20 protein-coding genes and 2 tRNA genes are annotated in these 19378 nt (G+C 61.6%); all 22 read left to right on the forward strand.

Translation table 11 applies throughout. The features are described 5' to 3' along the window. Nucleotides 1-48 precede the first annotated feature (48 nt). The 22 genes from plsX (at nucleotide 49) to J0O65_RS19915 (ending at nucleotide 19239) form a co-directional block, all read left to right on the forward strand. Entirely contained in the window at nucleotides 49-1116 is a 1068-nt protein-coding gene (gene plsX / locus J0O65_RS19810) for a phosphate acyltransferase PlsX (protein WP_215408935.1), read from the forward strand. Between the two features lie 15 nt (nucleotides 1117-1131). Continuing rightward, nucleotides 1132-2130, forward strand: coding sequence for a beta-ketoacyl-ACP synthase III (locus tag J0O65_RS19815; RefSeq protein WP_215408936.1), 999 nt, complete (start codon nucleotides 1132-1134; stop codon nucleotides 2128-2130). Between the two features lie 31 nt (nucleotides 2131-2161). Next, nucleotides 2162-3103 carry an ACP S-malonyltransferase gene (fabD, locus tag J0O65_RS19820; protein ID WP_215408937.1) on the forward strand — a complete coding sequence of 314 codons (942 nt, stop codon included), beginning with the start codon at nucleotides 2162-2164 and terminating at the stop codon, nucleotides 3101-3103. Between the two features lie 49 nt (nucleotides 3104-3152). Further along, nucleotides 3153-3896 (forward strand): 3-oxoacyl-ACP reductase FabG, encoded by a 744-nt coding sequence (gene fabG / locus J0O65_RS19825; protein WP_152251123.1) that lies wholly within the window; start codon nucleotides 3153-3155, stop codon nucleotides 3894-3896. Between the two features lie 178 nt (nucleotides 3897-4074). Continuing rightward, nucleotides 4075-4314, forward strand: a complete 240-nt coding sequence (gene acpP / locus J0O65_RS19830; RefSeq protein ID WP_008449912.1) for an acyl carrier protein — start codon at nucleotides 4075-4077, stop codon at nucleotides 4312-4314. A gap of 29 nt (nucleotides 4315-4343) precedes the next feature. Then, the gene (gene fabF, locus J0O65_RS19835) at nucleotides 4344-5594 is read left to right on the forward strand and encodes a beta-ketoacyl-ACP synthase II (RefSeq protein ID WP_215408938.1); all 1251 of its coding nucleotides are present in this window, start codon (nucleotides 4344-4346) and stop codon (nucleotides 5592-5594) included. Between the two features lie 162 nt (nucleotides 5595-5756). Continuing rightward, a complete protein-coding gene (locus J0O65_RS19840) occupies nucleotides 5757-6224 on the forward strand; it encodes a hypothetical protein (protein WP_215408939.1) in 468 nt (155 codons plus the stop codon). 66 nt (nucleotides 6225-6290) lie between these two features. Next, the gene (gene rpoE / locus J0O65_RS19845) at nucleotides 6291-6914 is read left to right on the forward strand and encodes an RNA polymerase sigma factor RpoE (RefSeq protein ID WP_215408940.1); all 624 of its coding nucleotides are present in this window, start codon (nucleotides 6291-6293) and stop codon (nucleotides 6912-6914) included. Between the two features lie 72 nt (nucleotides 6915-6986). Next, the gene (locus tag J0O65_RS19850) at nucleotides 6987-7322 is read left to right on the forward strand and encodes a sigma-E factor negative regulatory protein (RefSeq protein ID WP_215408941.1); all 336 of its coding nucleotides are present in this window, start codon (nucleotides 6987-6989) and stop codon (nucleotides 7320-7322) included. A 232-nt stretch (nucleotides 7323-7554) separates the two neighbouring features. Further along, complete coding sequence (locus J0O65_RS19855) at nucleotides 7555-9051, forward strand: DegQ family serine endoprotease (RefSeq protein ID WP_215408942.1); 1497 nt, start codon at nucleotides 7555-7557, stop codon at nucleotides 9049-9051. Between the two features lie 54 nt (nucleotides 9052-9105). Then, entirely contained in the window at nucleotides 9106-9351 is a 246-nt protein-coding gene (locus J0O65_RS19860; protein ID WP_215408943.1) for a glutaredoxin family protein, read from the forward strand. Between the two features lie 316 nt (nucleotides 9352-9667). Next, complete coding sequence (lepA, locus tag J0O65_RS19865) at nucleotides 9668-11461, forward strand: translation elongation factor 4 (RefSeq protein ID WP_215408944.1); 1794 nt, start codon at nucleotides 9668-9670, stop codon at nucleotides 11459-11461. Continuing rightward, nucleotides 11458-12375 carry a signal peptidase I gene (gene lepB, locus J0O65_RS19870; RefSeq protein ID WP_215408945.1) on the forward strand — a complete coding sequence of 306 codons (918 nt, stop codon included), beginning with the start codon at nucleotides 11458-11460 and terminating at the stop codon, nucleotides 12373-12375. The genes lepA and lepB overlap by 4 nt, the downstream gene beginning before the upstream one ends. Nucleotides 12376-12462: 87 nt before the next feature. After that, nucleotides 12463-13278, forward strand: a complete 816-nt coding sequence (gene rnc / locus J0O65_RS19875; RefSeq protein ID WP_215408946.1) for a ribonuclease III — start codon at nucleotides 12463-12465, stop codon at nucleotides 13276-13278. 1 nt (nucleotide 13279) lies between these two features. Further along, on the forward strand, nucleotides 13280-14182 hold the full coding sequence (era, locus tag J0O65_RS19880; RefSeq protein ID WP_086140331.1) for a GTPase Era: 903 nt from the start codon (nucleotides 13280-13282) through the stop codon (nucleotides 14180-14182). Between the two features lie 28 nt (nucleotides 14183-14210). Beyond that, nucleotides 14211-15071 carry a DNA repair protein RecO gene (recO, locus tag J0O65_RS19885; RefSeq protein ID WP_215408947.1) on the forward strand — a complete coding sequence of 287 codons (861 nt, stop codon included), beginning with the start codon at nucleotides 14211-14213 and terminating at the stop codon, nucleotides 15069-15071. Nucleotides 15072-15113: 42 nt separating this feature from the next. Then, the gene (gene pdxJ, locus J0O65_RS19890; protein WP_215408948.1) at nucleotides 15114-15875 is read left to right on the forward strand and encodes a pyridoxine 5'-phosphate synthase; all 762 of its coding nucleotides are present in this window, start codon (nucleotides 15114-15116) and stop codon (nucleotides 15873-15875) included. A gap of 14 nt (nucleotides 15876-15889) precedes the next feature. Further along, on the forward strand, nucleotides 15890-16291 hold the full coding sequence (gene acpS, locus J0O65_RS19895) for a holo-ACP synthase (protein ID WP_215408949.1): 402 nt from the start codon (nucleotides 15890-15892) through the stop codon (nucleotides 16289-16291). A gap of 7 nt (nucleotides 16292-16298) precedes the next feature. Beyond that, a complete protein-coding gene (uvrC, locus tag J0O65_RS19900; protein ID WP_215408950.1) occupies nucleotides 16299-18179 on the forward strand; it encodes an excinuclease ABC subunit UvrC in 1881 nt (626 codons plus the stop codon). 126 nt (nucleotides 18180-18305) lie between these two features. Beyond that, on the forward strand, nucleotides 18306-18890 hold the full coding sequence (pgsA, locus tag J0O65_RS19905; protein WP_215408951.1) for a CDP-diacylglycerol--glycerol-3-phosphate 3-phosphatidyltransferase: 585 nt from the start codon (nucleotides 18306-18308) through the stop codon (nucleotides 18888-18890). Between the two features lie 105 nt (nucleotides 18891-18995). Next, nucleotides 18996-19071, forward strand: a tRNA-Gly gene (locus J0O65_RS19910). A 92-nt stretch (nucleotides 19072-19163) separates the two neighbouring features. Next, a tRNA-Gly gene (locus J0O65_RS19915) sits at nucleotides 19164-19239 on the forward strand. Nucleotides 19240-19378: the final 139 nt, after the last annotated feature.

Below are 19378 nucleotides of genomic sequence, written 5' to 3' on the forward strand. Positions count from 1 at the left end.
CCGATTCACATCTTGCCGCACGCCCGCAGCGGTATTGAATCAACACAAATGACAATCAAAATTTCTATCGACTGCATGGGCGGAGATCACGGTCCCTCAGTCACTATCCCCGCAGCAATTTCCTTCGTAAAACATGAGCCTGAAGCCGAACTGATCCTTGTTGGATTGGAAGACGTGATCCGTGCCGAACTGAAAAAACATAAAGCCGACACGCATCCGCGCCTGTCGGTATTGCATGCCTCCGAACAAGTTACGATGGATGATCCCCTGGAAGTGGCCCTGCGCCGCAAGAAGGATTCCTCCATGCGCGTGGCCATCGAACAGGTCAAGAACGGCGTGGCGCAAGCTTCCGTTTCCGCCGGTAATACGGCAGCCCTGATGGCCGTGTCGCGCTATGTATTGAAAACCATGTCCGGCGTCGACCGCCCGGCCATCTGCAGCATCTTGCCGAATCAAAAGAACGGCCCGACCTACATGCTGGATCTGGGCGCCAACGTCGATTGCGAACCGCATCACTTGCACCAGTTCGCCATCATGGGTTCCGTGCTCGTTTCCGCCATGGAAGGCATCGCGCGCCCGACGATCGGCTTGCTGAACGTGGGCACGGAAGATATCAAGGGCAATGAGGTGGTGAAACTCACCTCGAAGCTGCTGCAGGCCGACCACGAGCGTGGCGCGCTGAACTTCTACGGCAACGTGGAAGGCAACGATATCTTCAAGGGCACGACCGATATCGTCGTCTGCGACGGTTTCGTCGGCAACGTCACCCTGAAAGCCGTCGAAGGCCTGGCGCGCTTCATGAAAGACGTGCTCACTTCCGAATTCAAGCGCAATCCGATTACCATGCTGGGCGCGCTGATCGCCCGCGGGGCCCTGAAAGCCATCGGCAACCGCCTGAATCCTTCGCGTTACAACGGCGCCAGCCTGCTGGGCTTGCGTGGTCTCGTCTTCAAGAGCCATGGCAGCGCCGATGCCTATTCCTTCGAATGGGCCTTGCGCCGCGCCTTTGATGCGGCAAAAAATGACGTGCAAGCGCACCTGGCCAGCCTGATCGCCGAGCTGATGCCGCGCACGCCAGTACCGGACGAACCTACATCAACAAGCTCTACCATTTAGTGGACGGGTATTTGCATGACTGTTTTTAGCAAAACTTACAGCAAAATTATCGGTACCGGCAGCTACCTGCCGGAGAAGCGCGTCACCAACCAGGATCTGACCGACCAGCTCGCCGCCAAGGGCATCGAGACATCGGATGAATGGATCGTCTCGCGCAGCGGCATCTCGGCGCGCCATTACGCGGCGCCGTCGCAAAACTCCTCGGACCTGGGCGTGGAAGCGGCCAGGAAGGCCCTGGAAATGGCGGGCCTGAACGGCAACGACCTGGACCTGATCATCGTCGCCAGCTCGACCCCCGATTTCTTCGGCAGCTTCCCCAGCACCGCCTGCATCGTGCAAAACAAGCTGGGCATCACGAACAACTGCGCCGCCGTCGACGTGCAAGCCGTCTGCAGCGGCTTCGTGTATGCGGTGGCCACGGCCGACAGTTTTATTCAGTCGGGCATGCACAAGAACGTGCTGGTGATCGGCGCCGAAGTGTTCTCGCGCATCCTCAATTTCGACGATCGCGGCACTTGCGTGCTGTTCGGCGACGGCGCCGGCGCCATCGTCATGACGGCGTCGCAAGAGCCGGGCATCCTGGCTACCAAGCTGCACGCGGACGGCCGCCACTCGAACATCCTCAGCGTGCCGGGCAGCCTGGCTGGCGGCGCGCTCGATGGCAGCGCCTTCCTCTACATGGATGGCCCGGCCGTGTTCAAGCTGGCCGTGTCCGTACTGGAAAAAGTCGCGCACGAAGCGCTGGAACACGCCAACATGACCTCGGACCAGATCGACTGGCTGATCCCGCACCAGGCGAACATCCGCATCATGAACAGCACGGCCAAGAAACTCGGCTTGCCGCTGGACAAGATGGTCGTCACCGTCGACCAGCATGGCAACACCTCGGCCGCCTCGATTCCGCTGGCGCTCGACATCGCCGTGCGCGACGGCCGCGTCAAGAAGGGCGACAACGTCATGATGGAAGGCGTGGGCGGCGGCTTTACCTGGGGCGCCGTGCTGGCGCGCATGTAATCCCGCAACATTATTAAAAAACGGAGTCAACATGACACAATTTGCATTTGTTTTCCCAGGCCAAGGCTCGCAAGCGATTGCGATGCTCGACGGTTTCGCCGGCAACCCCGTGGTTGCGCAGACCGTCGCTGAAGCGTCGGACGCCCTGCAATTTGACCTGGGCAAGCTGATCGCCGAAGGTCCGAAGGAAGAGCTGGACCTGACCACCAACACGCAACCGGTGATGCTGACGGCGGCCGTGGCCTTCTACCGCGCCTGGCTGGCGGCCGGCGGCCCCGCGCCGACGGTCGTGGCCGGTCACAGCCTCGGTGAATACTCGGCGCTGGTTGCCGCCGGCGTCATTGCGTTCAAGGATGCCGTGCCGCTCGTGCGTTTCCGTGCGCAAGCCATGCAGGAAGCCGTGCCCGTGGGGCAGGGCACGATGGCCGTCGTGCTGGGTCTGTCGGACGACGACGTGCGCGCCGTTTGTGCGGAAGCGGCGGCGGAAAACCCGGCCCTGGTGGTCGAGCCCGTCAACTTCAATGCACCGGCGCAAGTCGTCATCGCCGGCCATACGGCTGCGGTCGAGCGCGCCTGCGAGCTGGCCAAGGCCAAGGGCGCCAAGCGCGCCATGAAGCTGCCCGTCTCGGCGCCATTCCATTCGTCGCTGCTCAAACCCGCATCGGACCGCTTGCGCGAGTACATGGCGGGCCTGACGTTCGCCGCGCCGCAGATCGCGCTGATCAACAACGTCGACGTGGCCATCGTCAACGACGTGGCCGGCATCAAGGATGCGCTGGTGCGCCAGGCGGCCAGCCCCGTGCGCTGGGTGGAAACGATGCAGAAAGTGGCGCTTGAGGGCATCACGCAAGTGATCGAATGCGGTCCGGGCAAGGTCCTGATGGGCCTGGCCAAGCGCATCGACCCGGTGCTGGTGGGCGACGCCATCGTCGACCAGGCTTCGCTGGAACGCATTTTGACGCAGCTCAAATAATCATCAGATCGCGGCAGCCTACCTGCCGCGCTTGCTCTTAAGGATACTCATGAATTTAGCAAATCAAGTCGTGCTGGTCACGGGCGCCTCGCGCGGCATCGGCCGCGCCATCGCCACCGAACTGGGCAAACAGGGCGCCACCGTCGTCGGCACCGCCACCTCGGAAAGCGGCGCGCAAGCGATCACCGATTACCTGGCCGCCGAAGGCGTAACGGGCAAGGGCCTGGTCCTGAACGTGACCGATGCGGCGCGCTGCGCGGCCGTCGTCGAGGAGGTGCAGAAAACCTACGGCAGCCTGTCGATCCTGGTCAACAACGCGGGCATCACGCAAGACCAGCTGGCCATGCGCATGAAGGATGAGGAGTGGGATAGCGTGATATCCACCAACCTGTCGGCCGTCGGCCGCCTGTCGCGCGCCGTGTTGCGCGGCATGATGAAAGCCAAGGCAGGGCGCATCATTAACATCACGTCGGTGGTGGCCTCGTCGGGCAATCCGGGGCAAATGAATTACGCGGCGGCCAAGGCCGGCGTGGAAGGCATGAGCCGCGCCCTGGCGCGCGAAATCGGCAGCCGCAACATTACCGTGAACTGCATCGCCCCGGGCTTCATCGATACCGACATGACCAAGGCCCTGAGCGAAGAGCAGCACGCGGCCCTGTTGACGCAAATTCCCCTGTCCCGCCTGGGCAAGCCGGAAGATGTGGCAGCCGCGGTGGCCTTCCTGGCCTCGCCGCAAGCGGCGTATATCACGGGCACAACCCTGCACGTGAACGGCGGAATGTACATGAATTGATGCGAAAGGTAGACAGGGCGGGCGTTTGTGGCATGATTCAACGGCCGTTTTTGTCTATAATCGCATCTTTTAGCAGCAGCTTCGGTTGAATTAGCAGCAGACACCGAAATTAGTATTCGGACGCGCAAACCTGATAAAATGCGCGCACTTTCCGTAACACACACTTTGGAGCCATAACATGTCGGATATCGAACAACGCGTTAAGAAAATCGTCGCTGAGCAACTGGGCGTTGCAGAAGCAGACATCAAAATCGAATCCTCCTTCGTCGACGATCTCGGCGCCGATTCCCTGGACACCGTGGAACTGGTCATGGCCCTGGAAGACGAATTCGAAATGGAAATCCCTGACGAACAAGCTGAAAAAATCACCACCGTGCAACAGGCGATCGACTACGCCACCGCACACGTCAAGGCCTAAGCCTGTCTGACCGACTTCAGGAGAATCGCTTGAGCCGTTCTAAAAACCGTCGTGTTGTTGTCACCGGCCTGGGCTGCGTTTCACCTGTCGGCAATACTATTGCCGAGGCGTGGGGCGCAATCATTGAAGGTAAATCCGGCATTGCCACGATTACCAAGTTCGATGCACAGCCATTCACCACGCATTTCGCGGGTGAAGTCAAAGGCTTCAATATCGAAGAGTACATCTCCGGTAAGGAAGCCCGCCACATGGATACCTTTATCCATTACGGCATGGCTGCGGGCATCCAGGCGATGCAGGACTCGGGCCTGGAAGTGACCGAAGAAAACGCCGAGCGCATCGGCGTGATCATCGGTTCCGGTATCGGTGGCTTGCCGCTGATCGAGGACACCAAGTCCGAGTACGAAAAGCGCGGTCCGCGCCGTATCTCGCCATTTTTCGTGCCTGCCTCGATCATTAACATGATCTCTGGCAACCTTTCGATCAAATATGGTCTGAAGGGTCCGAACCTGGCGATCGTTACAGCGTGTACCACCGGTTTGCACAGCATCGGTGCCGCGGCGCGCATGATCGAGTACGGCGATGCCGACGTCATGATCGCCGGCGGTGCGGAATCGACCGTGTCGCCACTGGGCCTGGGCGGTTTCGCTTCGGCACGTGCCTTGTCGACCCGCAACGACGATCCGGCAACGGCATCGCGTCCGTGGGATGCCGACCGCGACGGCTTCGTGCTGGGTGAAGGCGCCGGCGTCATGGTGCTGGAAGAGTACGAGCACGCGGTGGCCCGTGGCGCCAAGATCTATGCCGAAGTGCATGGTTTCGGGATGAGCGCAGATGCTTATCACATGACCTCGCCGCTGGAAGATGGTAGCGGCGGCAGCAAATCGGTGATCGCGGCCCTCGACAACGCAGGCTTGAACGCGGATCAGATTCAGTACCTGAACGCGCACGGCACGTCGACCCCGCAAGGCGACGTGGCGGAAGTGATGGGCATCAAGCGCACCTTCGGCGCGCACGCCAAGAATCTGGTCGTCAACTCGACCAAGTCGATGACGGGCCATTTGCTGGGCGGCGCGGGCGGTCTGGAAGCGGTGTTTACGGTCCTGGCATTGCACCATCAGGTGTCGCCACCGACCATCAACATCTTCAACCAGGATCCGGCGTGCGATCTCGATTTCTGCGCCAACACGGCGCGTGATATGAAGATCGATTATGCAGTGAAGAATTCGTTCGGCTTCGGCGGAACGAATGGCACGCTGATTTTCGGTAAAGCGAAATAAGCAGGAACTTTCAAGCGCTCGCTACGGTCAAACCGTAGTGAGCGCTGATTCGGCGCCAACATTCGTTGGCGCCTGAATTTGCCCGGCATGGTGCCGGCGCGCCTTTTTTTCCCATGAAGTATGTCGATCGCGGTAGCGGCTGTCATTCGCACGCCTGTCTGTTTGCGCCTGTTGCAAGCGCTGCTGGGGCTGGGTGCGCTGCTGGCCGCCTGGCCCTTGAGCGGCGCGTGGCGCGTGGCGGCCGTGTCTGGGGCCGGTCAGCTGGTGGGCGGCTATGCGCTGGGCGGGAGCGGTGCGCTGCTGAGTGCGGCTGGCGGCGTGTTTTTGCTGGCTTTGCTGCGCCGGCGCAGAAAGCCGCAGGCGCTTGATATTTCGCCGGTTGGGCAGTTGCGGCTGGCGGTATATCTGGAGCATGGCGCGGCGCCGGCGACTGGTGCCGGCGCGGTGGCGGCGTCGGGATTGCGCCTGTTGCCGGGCTCGACCCTGTGGCCGTCGCTGCTGGTGTTGTGCCTGGCCGATGCCGCCGGACGGCGTACGCAGGTGCTGGCGCAGCGTGGCGATAGCTGCGCCGCCTTCCGCCCGCTGGCCGTCGCTTGCCGGGCCATCGCGGCGCGGAACAGGGAAGAATAAAAGTGGGGCGAACACTGAACTTCTTGCAGCGGGCCAACTCTATATCCATACAGGCGCCCACGCTGCATGCCACCAGGGACATTGGGCGTGAGGACAGAGCGCGAGTATGATCAGTTGCTGGTCGAGCGGGTGCAGGCTGGCGACAAACGGGCATTCGATGTGCTGGTATCGAAATATCAGCGCCGCTTGATGCGCCTCGTGTCGCGCCTTGTGCATGACCCGGCGGAGGCCGAAGATGTGGTGCAGGAAACCTTTATCAAGGCATACCGGGCGCTGCGGCATTTTCGCGGCGAGGCCGCCTTTTATACCTGGTTGTATCGCATCGGCATCAATACGGCCAAGAATTATCTCGTCACGCAGGGGCGGCGCGCGGCCACGTCCAGCGATGCCGACGCCGAGCAGGCGGAATCCTTCGACGATGGCAATAAATTGCGAGACAACAATACACCCGAATCGGTGCTGGCCAGCAAACAGATCGCCGCCACCGTCAATGCGGCCATGGATGTGCTGCCCATCGAGTTGCGCACGGCCATCGTGTTGCGCGAGATCGAGGGCCTGAGCTATGAAGAAATATCGGAGATCATGGCGTGCCCCATCGGCACCGTGCGCAGCCGGATTTTTCGCGCGCGCGAAGTGATTGCGGAAAAATTGAAACCGTTGTTGGACATGCCGATTGACAAGCGCTGGTAATCTGGAGAATATGAGGTTGGCATGGCCGCGCTCGGTTTCCGCACCGATCTTCTTGAAATGGCAGGGCCCATCATGGATACGCACACACGATTGCACGAGATTATTTCCGCGCTGGCCGATGGCGAGCTGGCGGCGAGCGAGCTCGAACTGGCTTTTGCCGCCCTCGATACCCCATCGGGGCGGCAAGCCTGGGATGCCTATCGGCATATCGGCGAGGTGCTGCGCTCGGAGCAGCATGGTCATGTGCTGAGCGCCCAGTTCGACGCGCGCCTGGCCGGCCGCCTGGCCGCCGAGGCGGCGCCTGAAGGGGCGGCGGCCCATGCGGAGCCGCTGCCGCCGCTGTCCGCCGCCATCGTGCAGCCGGGCGTGGCCGAACCGCTGGAGGCCGGACCGGCGGTGCAGCGCTAGCGCTGCGCCATCTTATGCCAGGCTTAACTTCCTCTTTGCCCCCTTGACACCGGACTTCGGTACGATTGACACTGTGTACAGGCAATATCTTGCTTTTGCGATATATTGTTGCTGCCATGCGCGCTGTCAGGTGAGTTTGCCCCTGAGGTTCCGTCATGACGGCCAATCATGCACGTAGGCAATCGCCTGATCCCCGTTTTGATCCGTTTATATACTCGAAAAGATCCTTTCCATGAAAAAAAACATGTGTGCCGCCAGCAAGTCGTTTTCAGTGAAGACGCTTTCCGCCTTATTCTTCGGTACGGCTGGCGTTTTCCTTGCTCCCACCATGCTGGGCCTGGCGCCCCAGGCGCAGGCCGCTGTACCGGCCGTAAAACTGCCTGATTTCTCGGACCTGGTCGACGCCGTCGGCCCGGCCGTGGTGAATATCCGCACCACCGAGCGCCTGAAAATGAATGTGCCGGGCGCCGGCGGCCAGGATGAGCAGGAAATGCAGGAATTCCTGCGCCGCTTCTTTGGCGGCGCCATGCCCGCGCCGCGCCAGCAGGCGCCACGCGGCGGCCGCCGCGCCGTGCCGCAGGAGCAGGAAGTGCAGCGCGGCGTCGGTTCCGGCTTCATTATTTCGGCCGATGGCTACGTGCTGAGCAACGCCCACGTGGTCGATGGCGCCGACGAGGTGTACGTGACCTTGACGGACAAGCGCGAATTCAAGGCCAAGGTGATCGGCGCCGATGCGCGTACCGACGTGGCCCTGCTGAAAATCGAAGGCGGCAACTTGCCGCGCCTGACCATCGGCGACTCGAACAAGATACGCGTGGGCGAGTGGGTGATCGCCATCGGTTCGCCATTCAACCTGGAAAACACGGTGACGGCCGGAATTATTTCCGCCAAGTCACGCGACACGGGCGACTACCTGCCCCTGATCCAGAGCGACGTGGCCGTCAATCCCGGCAACTCGGGCGGTCCCCTGATCAATATGCGCGGCGAAGTGATCGGCATCAATTCGCAGATCGCCACCCTGTCCGGCGCCTACAATGGCATCTCGTTTGCCGTGCCCATCGATGAAGCCATGCGCGTGGGCGAGCAGCTGAAAAAGACGGGCAAGGTGGTGCGCGGGCGCATCGGCGTGCAGATCGGCGAAGTGAGCAAGGACGTGGCGGAATCACTGGGCTTGCCGAACGCCAAGGGCGCGCAAGTGTCGCTGGTGGAGCCGGGTGGCCCGGCCGACAAGGCGGGCATCAAGCCGGGCGACATCATCCTGAAGTTCAACGGCGCCCCGATCGAGCGTTCGTCCGACCTGCCGCGCCTGGTAGGCGGCGCCGCCGTCAATGGCAAGTCCACGGTCACCGTCTGGCGCAAGGGTGCGCAGCAGGACATTCCCGTCACCGTCGTCGAGCTGGAAAGCGAGAAAACGGCGAAGAAGGGCGCGAAGGAGCCGGAAGCGCAAGCCGTCAATGCGCTGGGCTTGAAGGTGAGCGACGTGCCGGCCGCGAAGAAACAGGAGCTGAAGATCGACGCGGGCGTGCTGGTCGACGATGCCGATGGCGTGGCGGCCCTGGCCGGCCTGCAGCCTGGCGACGTGATCTTGCAGTTGAACAACGTTGCCGTGAAAGACGCCAAGCAGTTCAACGCCCTGGTCGCCAAGCTCGATCCGAAAAAGTCGTCGGCCGTGCTGGTGCGCCGTGGCGACGTGGCGCAATTCGTTTCGCTGCGTCCATCGGCGAAGTAACCATGTGATCTTCCCGCATTCCGGCCGCGGCCGGGATGCGGTATCCTGCCCGTCATGCATTTCACTCTCTATTCCCGCAGTTATTGCCACCTTTGCCAGGACATGCTCGACGCCTTGCTCCTGCTGCAGCCGCCTGACAACCCGTTCACGGTGGAGGTGATCGACATCGATGCGTCGCCCGACGCCTCGCTGCTGGCCCGTTTCGACGAGCTGGTGCCCGTGCTGTTCGGCGATCTGACGCAGCCGGAGCTGTGTCATTATTTCCTCGACGAAGCGGCCGTGCGGCGCTGCCTGACGTAGCTTAAATAACAATATTGACACTGCATTGCACCATTCTGGTGCCAAAAACAGCTGAAAATGTCGGCTGGCCCCGATGCCGGCCTCATAAGACGGGCTTTCCGCTCTGAAATCCGGTAAAATGGGGAGGTCGAAAAAGCTACTGTCCGAGGCAGCAGCTTCTGTCGCTTCAAAAGCGCTCGCCTGGGCATGCAGATGTCCTGCTCGGAGCGCTTTTTTCATCATGAGTGGGGCGCCGGGTTTGGCCCTGTTTGGCCCGAGCATGATCCCCATGATTCCTGTTAAAGCAGTGTCGTCAACTTCGCACTTATATTAGTTAATGAACAACATACGCAACTTCTCCATCATCGCCCATATTGACCACGGTAAATCGACCCTGGCTGACCGCATCATTCAATTGTGCGGCGGCTTGTCCGACCGCGAGATGGAGGCGCAGGTGCTCGATTCGATGGATCTGGAGCGCGAGCGCGGCATTACCATCAAGGCGCAAACGGCGGCCCTGCACTACAAGGCGCGCGATGGCCAGATCTACAACCTGAACCTGATCGATACGCCGGGCCACGTCGACTTCAGCTATGAAGTGTCGCGCTCGCTGTCGGCGTGCGAAGGCGCGCTGCTGGTCGTTGATGCATCGCAAGGCGTGGAAGCGCAAACCGTGGCCAACTGCTACACGGCGCTGGACCTGGGCGTGGAAGTGGTACCGGTCCTGAACAAGATCGACTTGCCGAACGCGGATCCGCCGACCGCCATCGCGGAGATCGAAGACGTGATCGGCATCGACGCGGGCGACGCCGTGCATTGCTCGGCCAAGACGGGCCTGGGCGTGCAGGACGTGCTCGAATCGCTGATCGCCAAGGTGCCGCCGCCGAAGGGCGATCCGGACGCGCCGCTGCAGGCGCTGATCGTCGATTCGTGGTACGACTCGTACGTGGGCGTGGTGATGCTGGTGCGTGTGGTCAACGGCACCCTGAAACCGAAGGACAAGATCCGCCTGATGGCCACCGATTCGGTGCAGCTGGTGGAAGACATCGGCGTGTTCTCGCCCCGTTCGCAATCCTTGCCGCAACTGTCGGCAGGCCAGGTGGGCTTCATCATCGCCGGCATCAAGGAATTGAAGGCGGCGAAAGTGGGCGACACCGTCACCCTGGCCAGCCGTCCTGCCGCCGAGCCATTGCCCGGCTTCAAGGAAGTGCAGCCGCAGGTGTTTGCCGGCCTGTTCCCCGTCGAAGCGAACCAGTACGACGCGCTGCGCGACTCGCTGGAAAAGCTGAAACTGAACGACGCGGCCCTGATGTACGAGCCGGAAGTGTCGCAGGCGCTGGGCTTCGGCTTCCGTTGCGGCTTCCTGGGCTTGCTGCACATGGAAATCGTGCAGGAACGCCTGGAGCGCGAATTCGACATGGACCTGATCACGACGGCGCCGACCGTGGTGTACGAGGTGATCCAGCGCGACGGCACCCTGATCAACGTCGACAATCCGTCGAAGATGCCCGATCCGTCGCGCATCGAGGAAGTGCGCGAGCCTATCGTCACCGTCAACCTGTACATGCCGCAGGAATACGTGGGTTCGGTGATCACCCTGTGTATCGCCAAGCGCGGCATCCAGATGGACATGAGCTACCACGGCCGCCAGGTCAAGCTCGTGTATGAAATGCCGATGGCCGAGATCGTGCTGGACTTCTTCGACCGCCTGAAATCGACGTCGCGCGGCTATGCGTCGATGGATTACGAGTTCAAGGAATACCGCGCGGCCGACGTGGTCAAGGTCGACATGCTGATCAACAGCGAAAAAGTCGATGCGCTGGCCATCATCGTCCACCGCTCGAACAGCCAGTACCGTGGCCGCCAGGTGGCCGCCAAGATGCGCGAACTGATCCCGCGCCAGATGTTCGACGTGGCCATCCAGGCGACCATCGGCGCCAACATCATTTCGCGCGAGAACGTGAAGGCCTTGCGCAAGAACGTGCTGGCGAAATGCTATGGCGGCGACATCAGCCGCAAGAAGAAATTGCTGGAAAAACAAAAAGCGGGCAAGAAGCGCATGAAGCAAGTGGGTTCCGTGGAGATCCCGCAAGAAGCATTCCTGGCAATTTTACAAGTGGACGATAAATGAACCTGCAAGTGATCTTAGGAAATTTCGCGTTAATCCTGTTCGTCCTGATGGTGGTGACGGGCTTTGTCTGGTGCCTGGATGTGTTTTACCTGTCCAAGCAGCGCCGCAAGGCGGCCGACCTTGCCTTGGCCGAGTTCGATGCGCGCCAGTCCAAGCTGGCCGCCGAGGGCATCAAGTCCGATGCGGGCGGCAGCCGCGCCGCCATCGAGGCGGCGCTGTTGCGCCAGCCGACCTGGGTCGAGTATTCGGGCAGCTTCTTCCCCGTCATCGCCCTCGTGTTCTGCCTGCGCTCGTTCCTGTACGAACCGTTCAAGATCCCGTCGAGCTCGATGGTGCCGACCTTGCTGGTGGGCGATCTGATCCTGGTCAACAAGTTCACCTATGGCATCCGTTTGCCGATCGTCAACAAGCGCATCATCGAAGTCAACGATCCGCAGCGTGGCGACGTGATGGTGTTCAAGTACCCGAAAGATATGTCGCAAGACTATATCAAGCGCGTGATCGGCGTGCCCGGTGATAAAATCACCTATGAAAACAAGCGCTTGACGGTCAACGGCAAGGAAGTGCAATACACGCCGCTGGACGACTATCTGGACGACGAAAGCACGGTGTACCACAAGCAGCTGGAAGAAAACCTGACGGGCGTCAGCCACCGCATCCTCAACGACGAGCCGGCTCCGACCTTGAACCTGCGCGAAGTGAAGGATTTCCCGCACAAGGATGCGTGCGACTACAACGAGGACGGTTTCACGTGTGTAGTGCCACAAGGCAATTACTTCATGATGGGCGACAACCGCGACAATAGCGCGGACAGCCGTTACTGGGGCTTCGTGCCGAACGAGAACATCGTCGGCAAGGCCTTCCTGGTGTGGATGAACTTCAGCAATCCGAAAAGAGTGGGCGGCATCCATTAAGCCTTCCTTGCATGCAATGCCCATGGCTGCCGCGCCGATTCCCCGCGCGGCGGCCAGCCGAATTACTCAGATGATACAGAAACAACAATGAATCTTCAGCTATTGCAAACCCGTTTAGGCTATACGTTCCAGGATGCTGGCCTGTTGCAGCAAGCCTTGACGCACCGTAGCCACAGCAGTTTGCATAACGAGCGGCTGGAATTCCTCGGCGACTCCATCCTCAACTGCGTGGTCGCTTCCATCCTGTACGAACGCTTCAAGTCCATCGACGAGGGCGACCTGTCGCGCCTGCGCGCCAACCTGGTCAAGCAGCAGTCGCTGTATGAAATCGCGCAAAAGCTGGAGTTGTCGCAATTCCTGCGCCTGGGCGAAGGCGAACTGAAGTCGGGCGGCTTCCGCCGTCCATCGATCCTCGCCGACACCCTGGAAGCCTTGCTGGGCGCGATTTTCCTCGACACGGGCTTCGATGCCGCCAGCGCGGTGATCCGCGCCTTCTACATCCCCATCCTCGATTCGGTCGATCCGCAAACCCTGGGCAAGGATGCCAAGACCCTGCTGCAGGAGTTTTTGCAGAGCAAGAAGATTTCGCTGCCACAGTACAACGTGGTGGCCACCCACGGCGCCGCCCACAGCCAGGAATTCGAGATCGAGTGCCTGGTGCCGAAATTGAACATCCAGGTCTATGGCCGTGGCGGAAGCCGCCGCGCCGGTGAGCAAGCCGCCGCCAAACTGGCGCTGGACGTGGCCGAGCAGGCGCTGCTGAAGTCGCCTGCCGCCAGCCGCAAGCCCAAACCGCGCGCCGCCCAGCTCAAGCTGGCCGGCATTGCCACCATCCAGAGCGACGACGCGCAAGCCCCGGCTGCCCCGGCGATCGCCGCTCACACTAAACAGAATCGACACTAGCATGACAGCCACCAAAATGCCCGACAACTTCCGCTGCGGCTATATCGCCATCGTGGGCCGCCCCAACGTGGGCAAATCGACCCTGATGAACGTGCTGATCGGCGCGAAGGTCAGCATCACTTCGCGCAAGGCGCAAACGACGCGCCACCGCATCACGGGCATCCAGACCTTGCCGGACGCGCAATTCATCTACGTCGACACGCCCGGCTTCCAGACGCGCCACTCGAACGCGCTGAACAAGACGTTGAACAAGACCGTGACGAACACCCTGATTTCCTCGGACGTGATCCTGTACGTGATCGAGGCGGGCACCTTCGGCCCGGCCGACCAGCAAGTGATGGACCTGCTGCCGAAGGAAGTGCCGTGCATCCTCGTCATCAATAAATCGGACCGCGTGAAGGACAAGGCCGTGCTGCTGCCGTTCGCGCAAAAGGTCGCCGCCATGCGCGACTTCGCCGCCATCGTGCCCGTCTCGGCCAAGCTGCATTTCCAGCTGGAAGGTTTGCAGAACGAAATCAAGCGCTTCCTGCCGGAAAACCAGCCCATCTTCGGGCCGGACGACATCACCGACCGCAGCGAGAAATTCCTCGCCTCGGAAATCGTACGCGAAAAGTTGTTCCGCTTTGTCGGCGACGAATTGCCGTACACGAGCACGGTGCTGATCGAGAAATTCGAGCAGGAAGGCGATCTGCGCCGCGTGTTCGCCGCCATCCTCGTCGAGCGCGATACGCATAAATCCATGATCATCGGCAACAAGGGCGCGCGCCTGAAGGAAGTCTCCACCCAGGCCCGCCTGGACATGGAAAAGCTGTTCGGCGGCCCCGTTTACCTGGAAATCTGGGTCAAGGTCAAGTCGGGCTGGGCCGACAACGAGGCGGGCTTGCGCGCCTACGGCTACGAGTAATCCGCAATCCGGGGGCGACGCTACACGCATGAGCACCACCACGCCAGCGCTGCCTGACATCGCGCCAGCCTCGCCTGCTGCATCTGCCGCATCCGCACCCGTCCCCGCGCCGGCGGCCATCGCGCCGCCGGCCGCAGCTTCCGCAGCGCCGCCAAGGCGCAGCCGTCCGCCCGGGCGCGACGGCCGCATCACGGGCCAGCCAGCCTTCGTGCTGCACAGCTATCCGCATAAGGAAACCAGCCTCATCGTCGACGTGTTTACGCGCGAGTATGGCCGCATCGCGCTCGTCGCCAAGGGCGCCAAGCGGCCCCATTCGCAGTTGCGCGGCGTGCTGCAGACGTTTCAACCGTTGCAAGCGGGCTGGACGGGAAAATCCGAACTGCGCATCCTCACCGGCGCGGAATGGGTGGGCGGCATGTTGCCGTTGGAAAAGACCGCCTTGCTGTGCGGCTTTTATCTGAACGAATTGCTGGTCAAGCTGCTCGCGCGCGACGACCCGCACCCCGTCCTGTTCGACCACTACGTTGCCACCTTGAATCAACTGGCGCACAATGAGCCGCCGCCCATCGTGCTGCGCAAGTTCGAGCGCGCCCTGCTCAAGGAAACGGGCGTGGCGGCCGACCTGGCGCGCTGCACGGCCACGCGCCAGGCCGTCGAGGCGGGGCAGGTGTACGTGGTCGACCCGGAACGGGGACCGCGCCCGGCGCGCGCGGCCGACGCCTGGCCGAAGATCACGGGCAAGACCCTGCTCGACATGGAGCGCGAAGATTATCTTGACGTGGCCACGCAGGCGCAAAGCAAGCTGCTGATGCGCTTCTTGCTGGCCCATCAACTGGGGGGCGCCACCTTGAATACGCGCCAGATACTGATCGATTTAATGCAGCTGTAGCGGCGGTTTGCCGCGCGACAGCACTTTACGGATACCATCACTATGAGCTTTTTGCAGCCTTCCGGCCCCGTCATCGACCTGGGCGTCAATATCGACCACGTGGCCACCTTGCGCAATGCGCGCGGCACCGCGTATCCGGACCCGGTCCGCGCGGCCCTGCTGGCCGAGCAGGCCGGCGCCGACGCCATTACCCTGCATCTGCGCGAAGACCGCCGCCACATCAAGGATGCGGACGTGATCGCCATTGCGCCGCAGCTGCTCACGCGCATGAACCTGGAAGCGGCCGTCACGGCCGAGATGATCGATTTCGCTTGCCGCATCAAGCCTGCCGACGTCTGCCTGGTGCCGGAAAAACGCACGGAAGTGACGACCGAGGGGGGCCTGGACGTGGTGCGCTACTTCAAGGAAGTGCAGGCGGCCGTGCAGCAACTGCAAGGCGAGGGCATCCGCGTGAGCCTGTTCATCGATGCGGACGAGCAGCAGATCGCCGCTGCCGCCGAGCTCGGCGCGCCCGTGATCGAGCTGCACACGGGCCGCTATGCGGATACGGACGGCGCGGAACAGTTGGCCGAGCTGGAGCGCATCAAGGCGGGCGTGCTGTTCGGCGTGGGCCGCGGCTTGAAAGTCAATGCGGGTCACGGCTTGCATTACACCAACGTGCAAGCGATCGCCGCCATTCCCGATATCGCTGAATTGAACATCGGCCACGCCATCGTCGCACACGCCGTGTTCGTCGGCTGGGAAAACGCCGTGCGCGAGATGAAGGCCATCATGGTGGCCACGCGCCTGGGCCACAGGGCCTGACCAGGGAGCGCGGCATGATCTACGGCATCGGCACCGATATCTGCAAGATTCCCCGCATCGAGGCGGCCCTGGCGCGCCATGGCGAGCGGTTCGCGCAAAAGATACTGGGGCCGCAGGAACTGGAAAAATTCCGCGCCCGCAGCGCCAAGAACGCCGTGCGCGGCGTGCGCTTCCTCGCCACGCGCTTCGCCGCCAAGGAAGCGTTTTCCAAGGCCATCGGTCTGGGCTTGCGCATGCCGATGACCTGGCCCGCCGCGCAAATGCTGAACCACCCCAGCGGCAAGCCGATGATCGTCTGCAGCGGCGTGCTGGCGGACTTCATGGAGAAAAACCGCCTGAGCGCGCAAGTGACCATCAGCGATGAAGAAGACTATGCGGTCGCGTTCGTGATCGTGGAGCAGACAGCGCAAGAATGAGCCAGCAATGACTGAAGCAATACCCGACCTCAATTCCGCGGAAACGCCGCCCGACCCGCGCGCGCAGGTGCTGGCCACCGTCGCCAAGCTGCCGAACCTGCCCGGCGTGTACCGCTATTTCGACGCCGCCGACAAGGTGCTGTATGTCGGCAAGGCGCGCGACCTGAAAAAGCGCGTCTCCAGCTACTTCCAGAAAAACCTGGCCAGCCCCCGCATCGCCATGATGGTCGAGCGCATCGCGCGCCTGGAAACGACGGTCACGCACAGCGAAGCGGAAGCCCTGATCCTGGAAAACAACCTGATCAAGGCGCTGCAGCCGCGCTACAACATCCTGTTCCGCGACGACAAGTCGTATCCGTATCTGAAAATCACCAATGGCGATGCGCCGCGCATGGTGTATTACCGGGGCGCGGTGGACAAGAAAAACCAGTATTTCGGGCCGTTCCCCAGTTCCTGGGCCGTCAAGGAATCGATGCAGATCCTGCAGAAGGTGTTCCTCATCCGCACCTGCGAGGACAGCGTGTACGCCAACCGCACGCGGCCCTGCCTGCTGCACCAGATCGGCCGCTGCAGCGCGCCGTGCGTGGGCCTGATCAGCAAGGAAGACTACAAGAATGACGTGGAAAACGCGGCGCGCTTCCTGCGCGGGCGCCAGAGCGAAGTGCTGGCCGACCTGGAAAAGAAGATGCACGCGTTTGCCGCTGAATTAAAATTCGAGCAGGCGGTGGTGGTGCGCAATCAGATCGCTTCGCTGTCGCGCGTGCTGCACCAGCAAAGCATGGAAACGACGGGCGACGCCGATGTCGACATCCTCGCCGTGCTGGTGCAGGGCGGGCGCGCCTGCGTCAACCTGGCCATGGTGCGCGGCGGGCGCCACCTGGGCGACCGCGCCTACTTCCCCAGCCAGCTCAGCGATGCGGCGGCGATTGCCGAAGAACCCATCGAAGTGGAAGTGCTGGCCGCCTTCCTGGCGCAGCACTACACGGAAAAATTCATTCCCGGCACCCTGATCCTGAATATCGAATTCGACCAGCCGGCCCTGATGGTGGCGCTGATGGAGCAGTGCGGCCACCGCATCAACCTGATCTTCCAGCCGCAGGGGCAGCGCCGCCAGTGGCTGGAACTGGCGCAGAAGGGCGCCGAGATTTCGCTGGCGCGCCTGCTGTCCGAGCAGGGTTCGCAGCAGTCGCGCACGCGCGCGCTGGCCGAGGCGCTGCGCCTGGAGACGGAGGATCTCGACAGCCTGCGCGTGGAATGCTTCGACATCAGCCACACGCAGGGCGAGGCGACGCAGGCCTCGTGCGTCGTGTTTCACCATCACGCCATGCAGAACGGCGAATACCGGCGCTACAACATCAACGACATCACGCCTGGCGACGATTACGCGGCCATGCGCCAGGTGCTGCTGCGCCGCTACGAGAAAGTGGCGAATGGCGACGGCGTCATGCCCGACGTGGTGCTGATCGACGGCGGCAAGGGCCAGATCGAAATGGCGCGCCAGGTGTTCGCCGAGCTGGGGCTCGATATCAGCCTGATAGTCGGCGTGGCCAAGGGGGAAGGGCGCAAGGTGGGCCTGGAAACCCTGCTGTTCGTCGATGGCCGTCCGGCGCAGGAATTGGGCAAGGAATCGGCGGCGCTGATGCTGATCGCGCAAATCCGCGACGAGGCGCACCGCTTCGCCATCACGGGCATGCGCGCCAAGCGGGCCAAGACGCGCCAGACCTCGCGGCTGGAAGAGATTGAAGGCATCGGCGCCAAGCGCCGCCAGAAACTGCTGTCGCGCTTTGGCGGCTTGCGCGGCGTGGTCGACGCCAGCGTCGAGGACCTGATGTCGGTGGAGGGGATTTCCACGCAACTGGCCGAAGAGATTTACAAGCAGCTGCATTAATGAGTGGGCGGCCTGGTGCGGCGCTGCCGCAAGCGGACTAGGATAATACCCCGGGGCCATGTAGACTAGTGGCGCTTTCTTCACGCTTTCTCATATTCAATTTACCCGTCGGCCGACTGCACTCTTATGCCTTTTAATATTCCCATTCTTCTGACCTGGCTGCGCGTGGCCCTGATACCGCTCGTCGTCGGCGTGTTTTATTTGCCGCCGTCGATGCTGTTGCATGGCGACCAGAACCTGGTTGCCACCCTGGTCTTCATTATTGCGGCCGTGACCGACTGGTTCGACGGTTTCCTCGCGCGACGCTGGAACCAGACCTCGGCCTTTGGCGCCTTCCTCGACCCGGTCGCCGACAAGCTGATGGTGGCGGGCGCCTTGCTGGTGCTGGTGCAACTGGACCGTGTCAATGCCGTGCTGGCCTTCATCATCATCGGCCGCGAAATCACGATTTCCGCATTGCGCGAATGGATGGCGCAGATCGGGGCATCGAAATCGGTGGCCGTCAGCTCGATCGGCAAGATCAAGACGGCCGCGCAAATGACGGCCATTCCCTTGCTGCTGTACCACGAAGTGATCTTTGGCGCGATCGATACCCATGTGTGGGGCGAGAAGCTGCTGTGGATCGCCTGCGTGCTGACGGTGTGGTCGATGTTTTATTATTTGCGCCTGGCGTGGCCCCTGATTAAAGAAAAGGCGGGAAATTTGCACTAAGAACAGGCAGGCGGCTGCTTTGTGCGGGATTTTTTGCAAAAGACCAGATATTGCCCGTTGACAGCCCCTGTAATCCCTCTATAATGCTGGCCTGTTGTTGATGACGCGGGAGTAGCTCAGTTGGTAGAGCGCAACCTTGCCAAGGTTGAGGTCGAGAGTTCGAGACTCTTCTCCCGCTCCAGTTTTCTGGATCGTGTCATAGGTAAAAACAGCGAATGTAGTAAAAAGTAGTACTGGCGATGTAGTAGAGCTTCTGATACAATGTTGTCCACTGCGGGAGTAGCTCAGTTGGTAGAGCGCAACCTTGCCAAGGTTGAGGTCGAGAGTTCGAGACTCTTCTCCCGCTCCAGAATTCTAAAGGGAAGCTAAGCTGGCTTCCTTTTTTTATCCGCCGCAAAGCAGTTGGCGCGGCGGGATCAAGTGGTAAACAAGCTCCAATGCGGGAGTAGCTCAGTTGGTAGAGCGCAACCTTGCCAAGGTTGAGGTCG

Source organism: Janthinobacterium sp. JC611 (assembly GCF_018682595.1).
Lineage (GTDB): Bacteria > Pseudomonadota > Gammaproteobacteria > Burkholderiales > Burkholderiaceae_D > Janthinobacterium.

Coding starts and splice junctions, on each gene's coding strand:
- fabG (WP_152251123.1), top strand. CDS start 3,153: ATGAATTTAGCAAATCAAGTCGTGCTGGTCACGGGCGCCTCGCGCGGC.
- plsX (WP_215408935.1), top strand. CDS start 49: ATGACAATCAAAATTTCTATCGACTGCATGGGCGGAGATCACGGTCCC.
- acpP (WP_008449912.1), top strand. CDS start 4,075: ATGTCGGATATCGAACAACGCGTTAAGAAAATCGTCGCTGAGCAACTG.
- J0O65_RS19855 (WP_215408942.1), top strand. CDS start 7,555: ATGAAAAAAAACATGTGTGCCGCCAGCAAGTCGTTTTCAGTGAAGACG.
- lepB (WP_215408945.1), top strand. CDS start 11,458: ATGAACCTGCAAGTGATCTTAGGAAATTTCGCGTTAATCCTGTTCGTC.
- acpS (WP_215408949.1), top strand. CDS start 15,890: ATGATCTACGGCATCGGCACCGATATCTGCAAGATTCCCCGCATCGAG.
- lepA (WP_215408944.1), top strand. CDS start 9,668: ATGAACAACATACGCAACTTCTCCATCATCGCCCATATTGACCACGGT.
- J0O65_RS19860 (WP_215408943.1), top strand. CDS start 9,106: ATGCATTTCACTCTCTATTCCCGCAGTTATTGCCACCTTTGCCAGGAC.
- rpoE (WP_215408940.1), top strand. CDS start 6,291: ATGCCACCAGGGACATTGGGCGTGAGGACAGAGCGCGAGTATGATCAG.
- J0O65_RS19850 (WP_215408941.1), top strand. CDS start 6,987: ATGGATACGCACACACGATTGCACGAGATTATTTCCGCGCTGGCCGAT.
- rnc (WP_215408946.1), top strand. CDS start 12,463: ATGAATCTTCAGCTATTGCAAACCCGTTTAGGCTATACGTTCCAGGAT.
- fabD (WP_215408937.1), top strand. CDS start 2,162: ATGACACAATTTGCATTTGTTTTCCCAGGCCAAGGCTCGCAAGCGATT.
- uvrC (WP_215408950.1), top strand. CDS start 16,299: ATGACTGAAGCAATACCCGACCTCAATTCCGCGGAAACGCCGCCCGAC.
- era (WP_086140331.1), top strand. CDS start 13,280: ATGACAGCCACCAAAATGCCCGACAACTTCCGCTGCGGCTATATCGCC.
- recO (WP_215408947.1), top strand. CDS start 14,211: ATGAGCACCACCACGCCAGCGCTGCCTGACATCGCGCCAGCCTCGCCT.
- pdxJ (WP_215408948.1), top strand. CDS start 15,114: ATGAGCTTTTTGCAGCCTTCCGGCCCCGTCATCGACCTGGGCGTCAAT.
- pgsA (WP_215408951.1), top strand. CDS start 18,306: ATGCCTTTTAATATTCCCATTCTTCTGACCTGGCTGCGCGTGGCCCTG.
- J0O65_RS19815 (WP_215408936.1), top strand. CDS start 1,132: ATGACTGTTTTTAGCAAAACTTACAGCAAAATTATCGGTACCGGCAGC.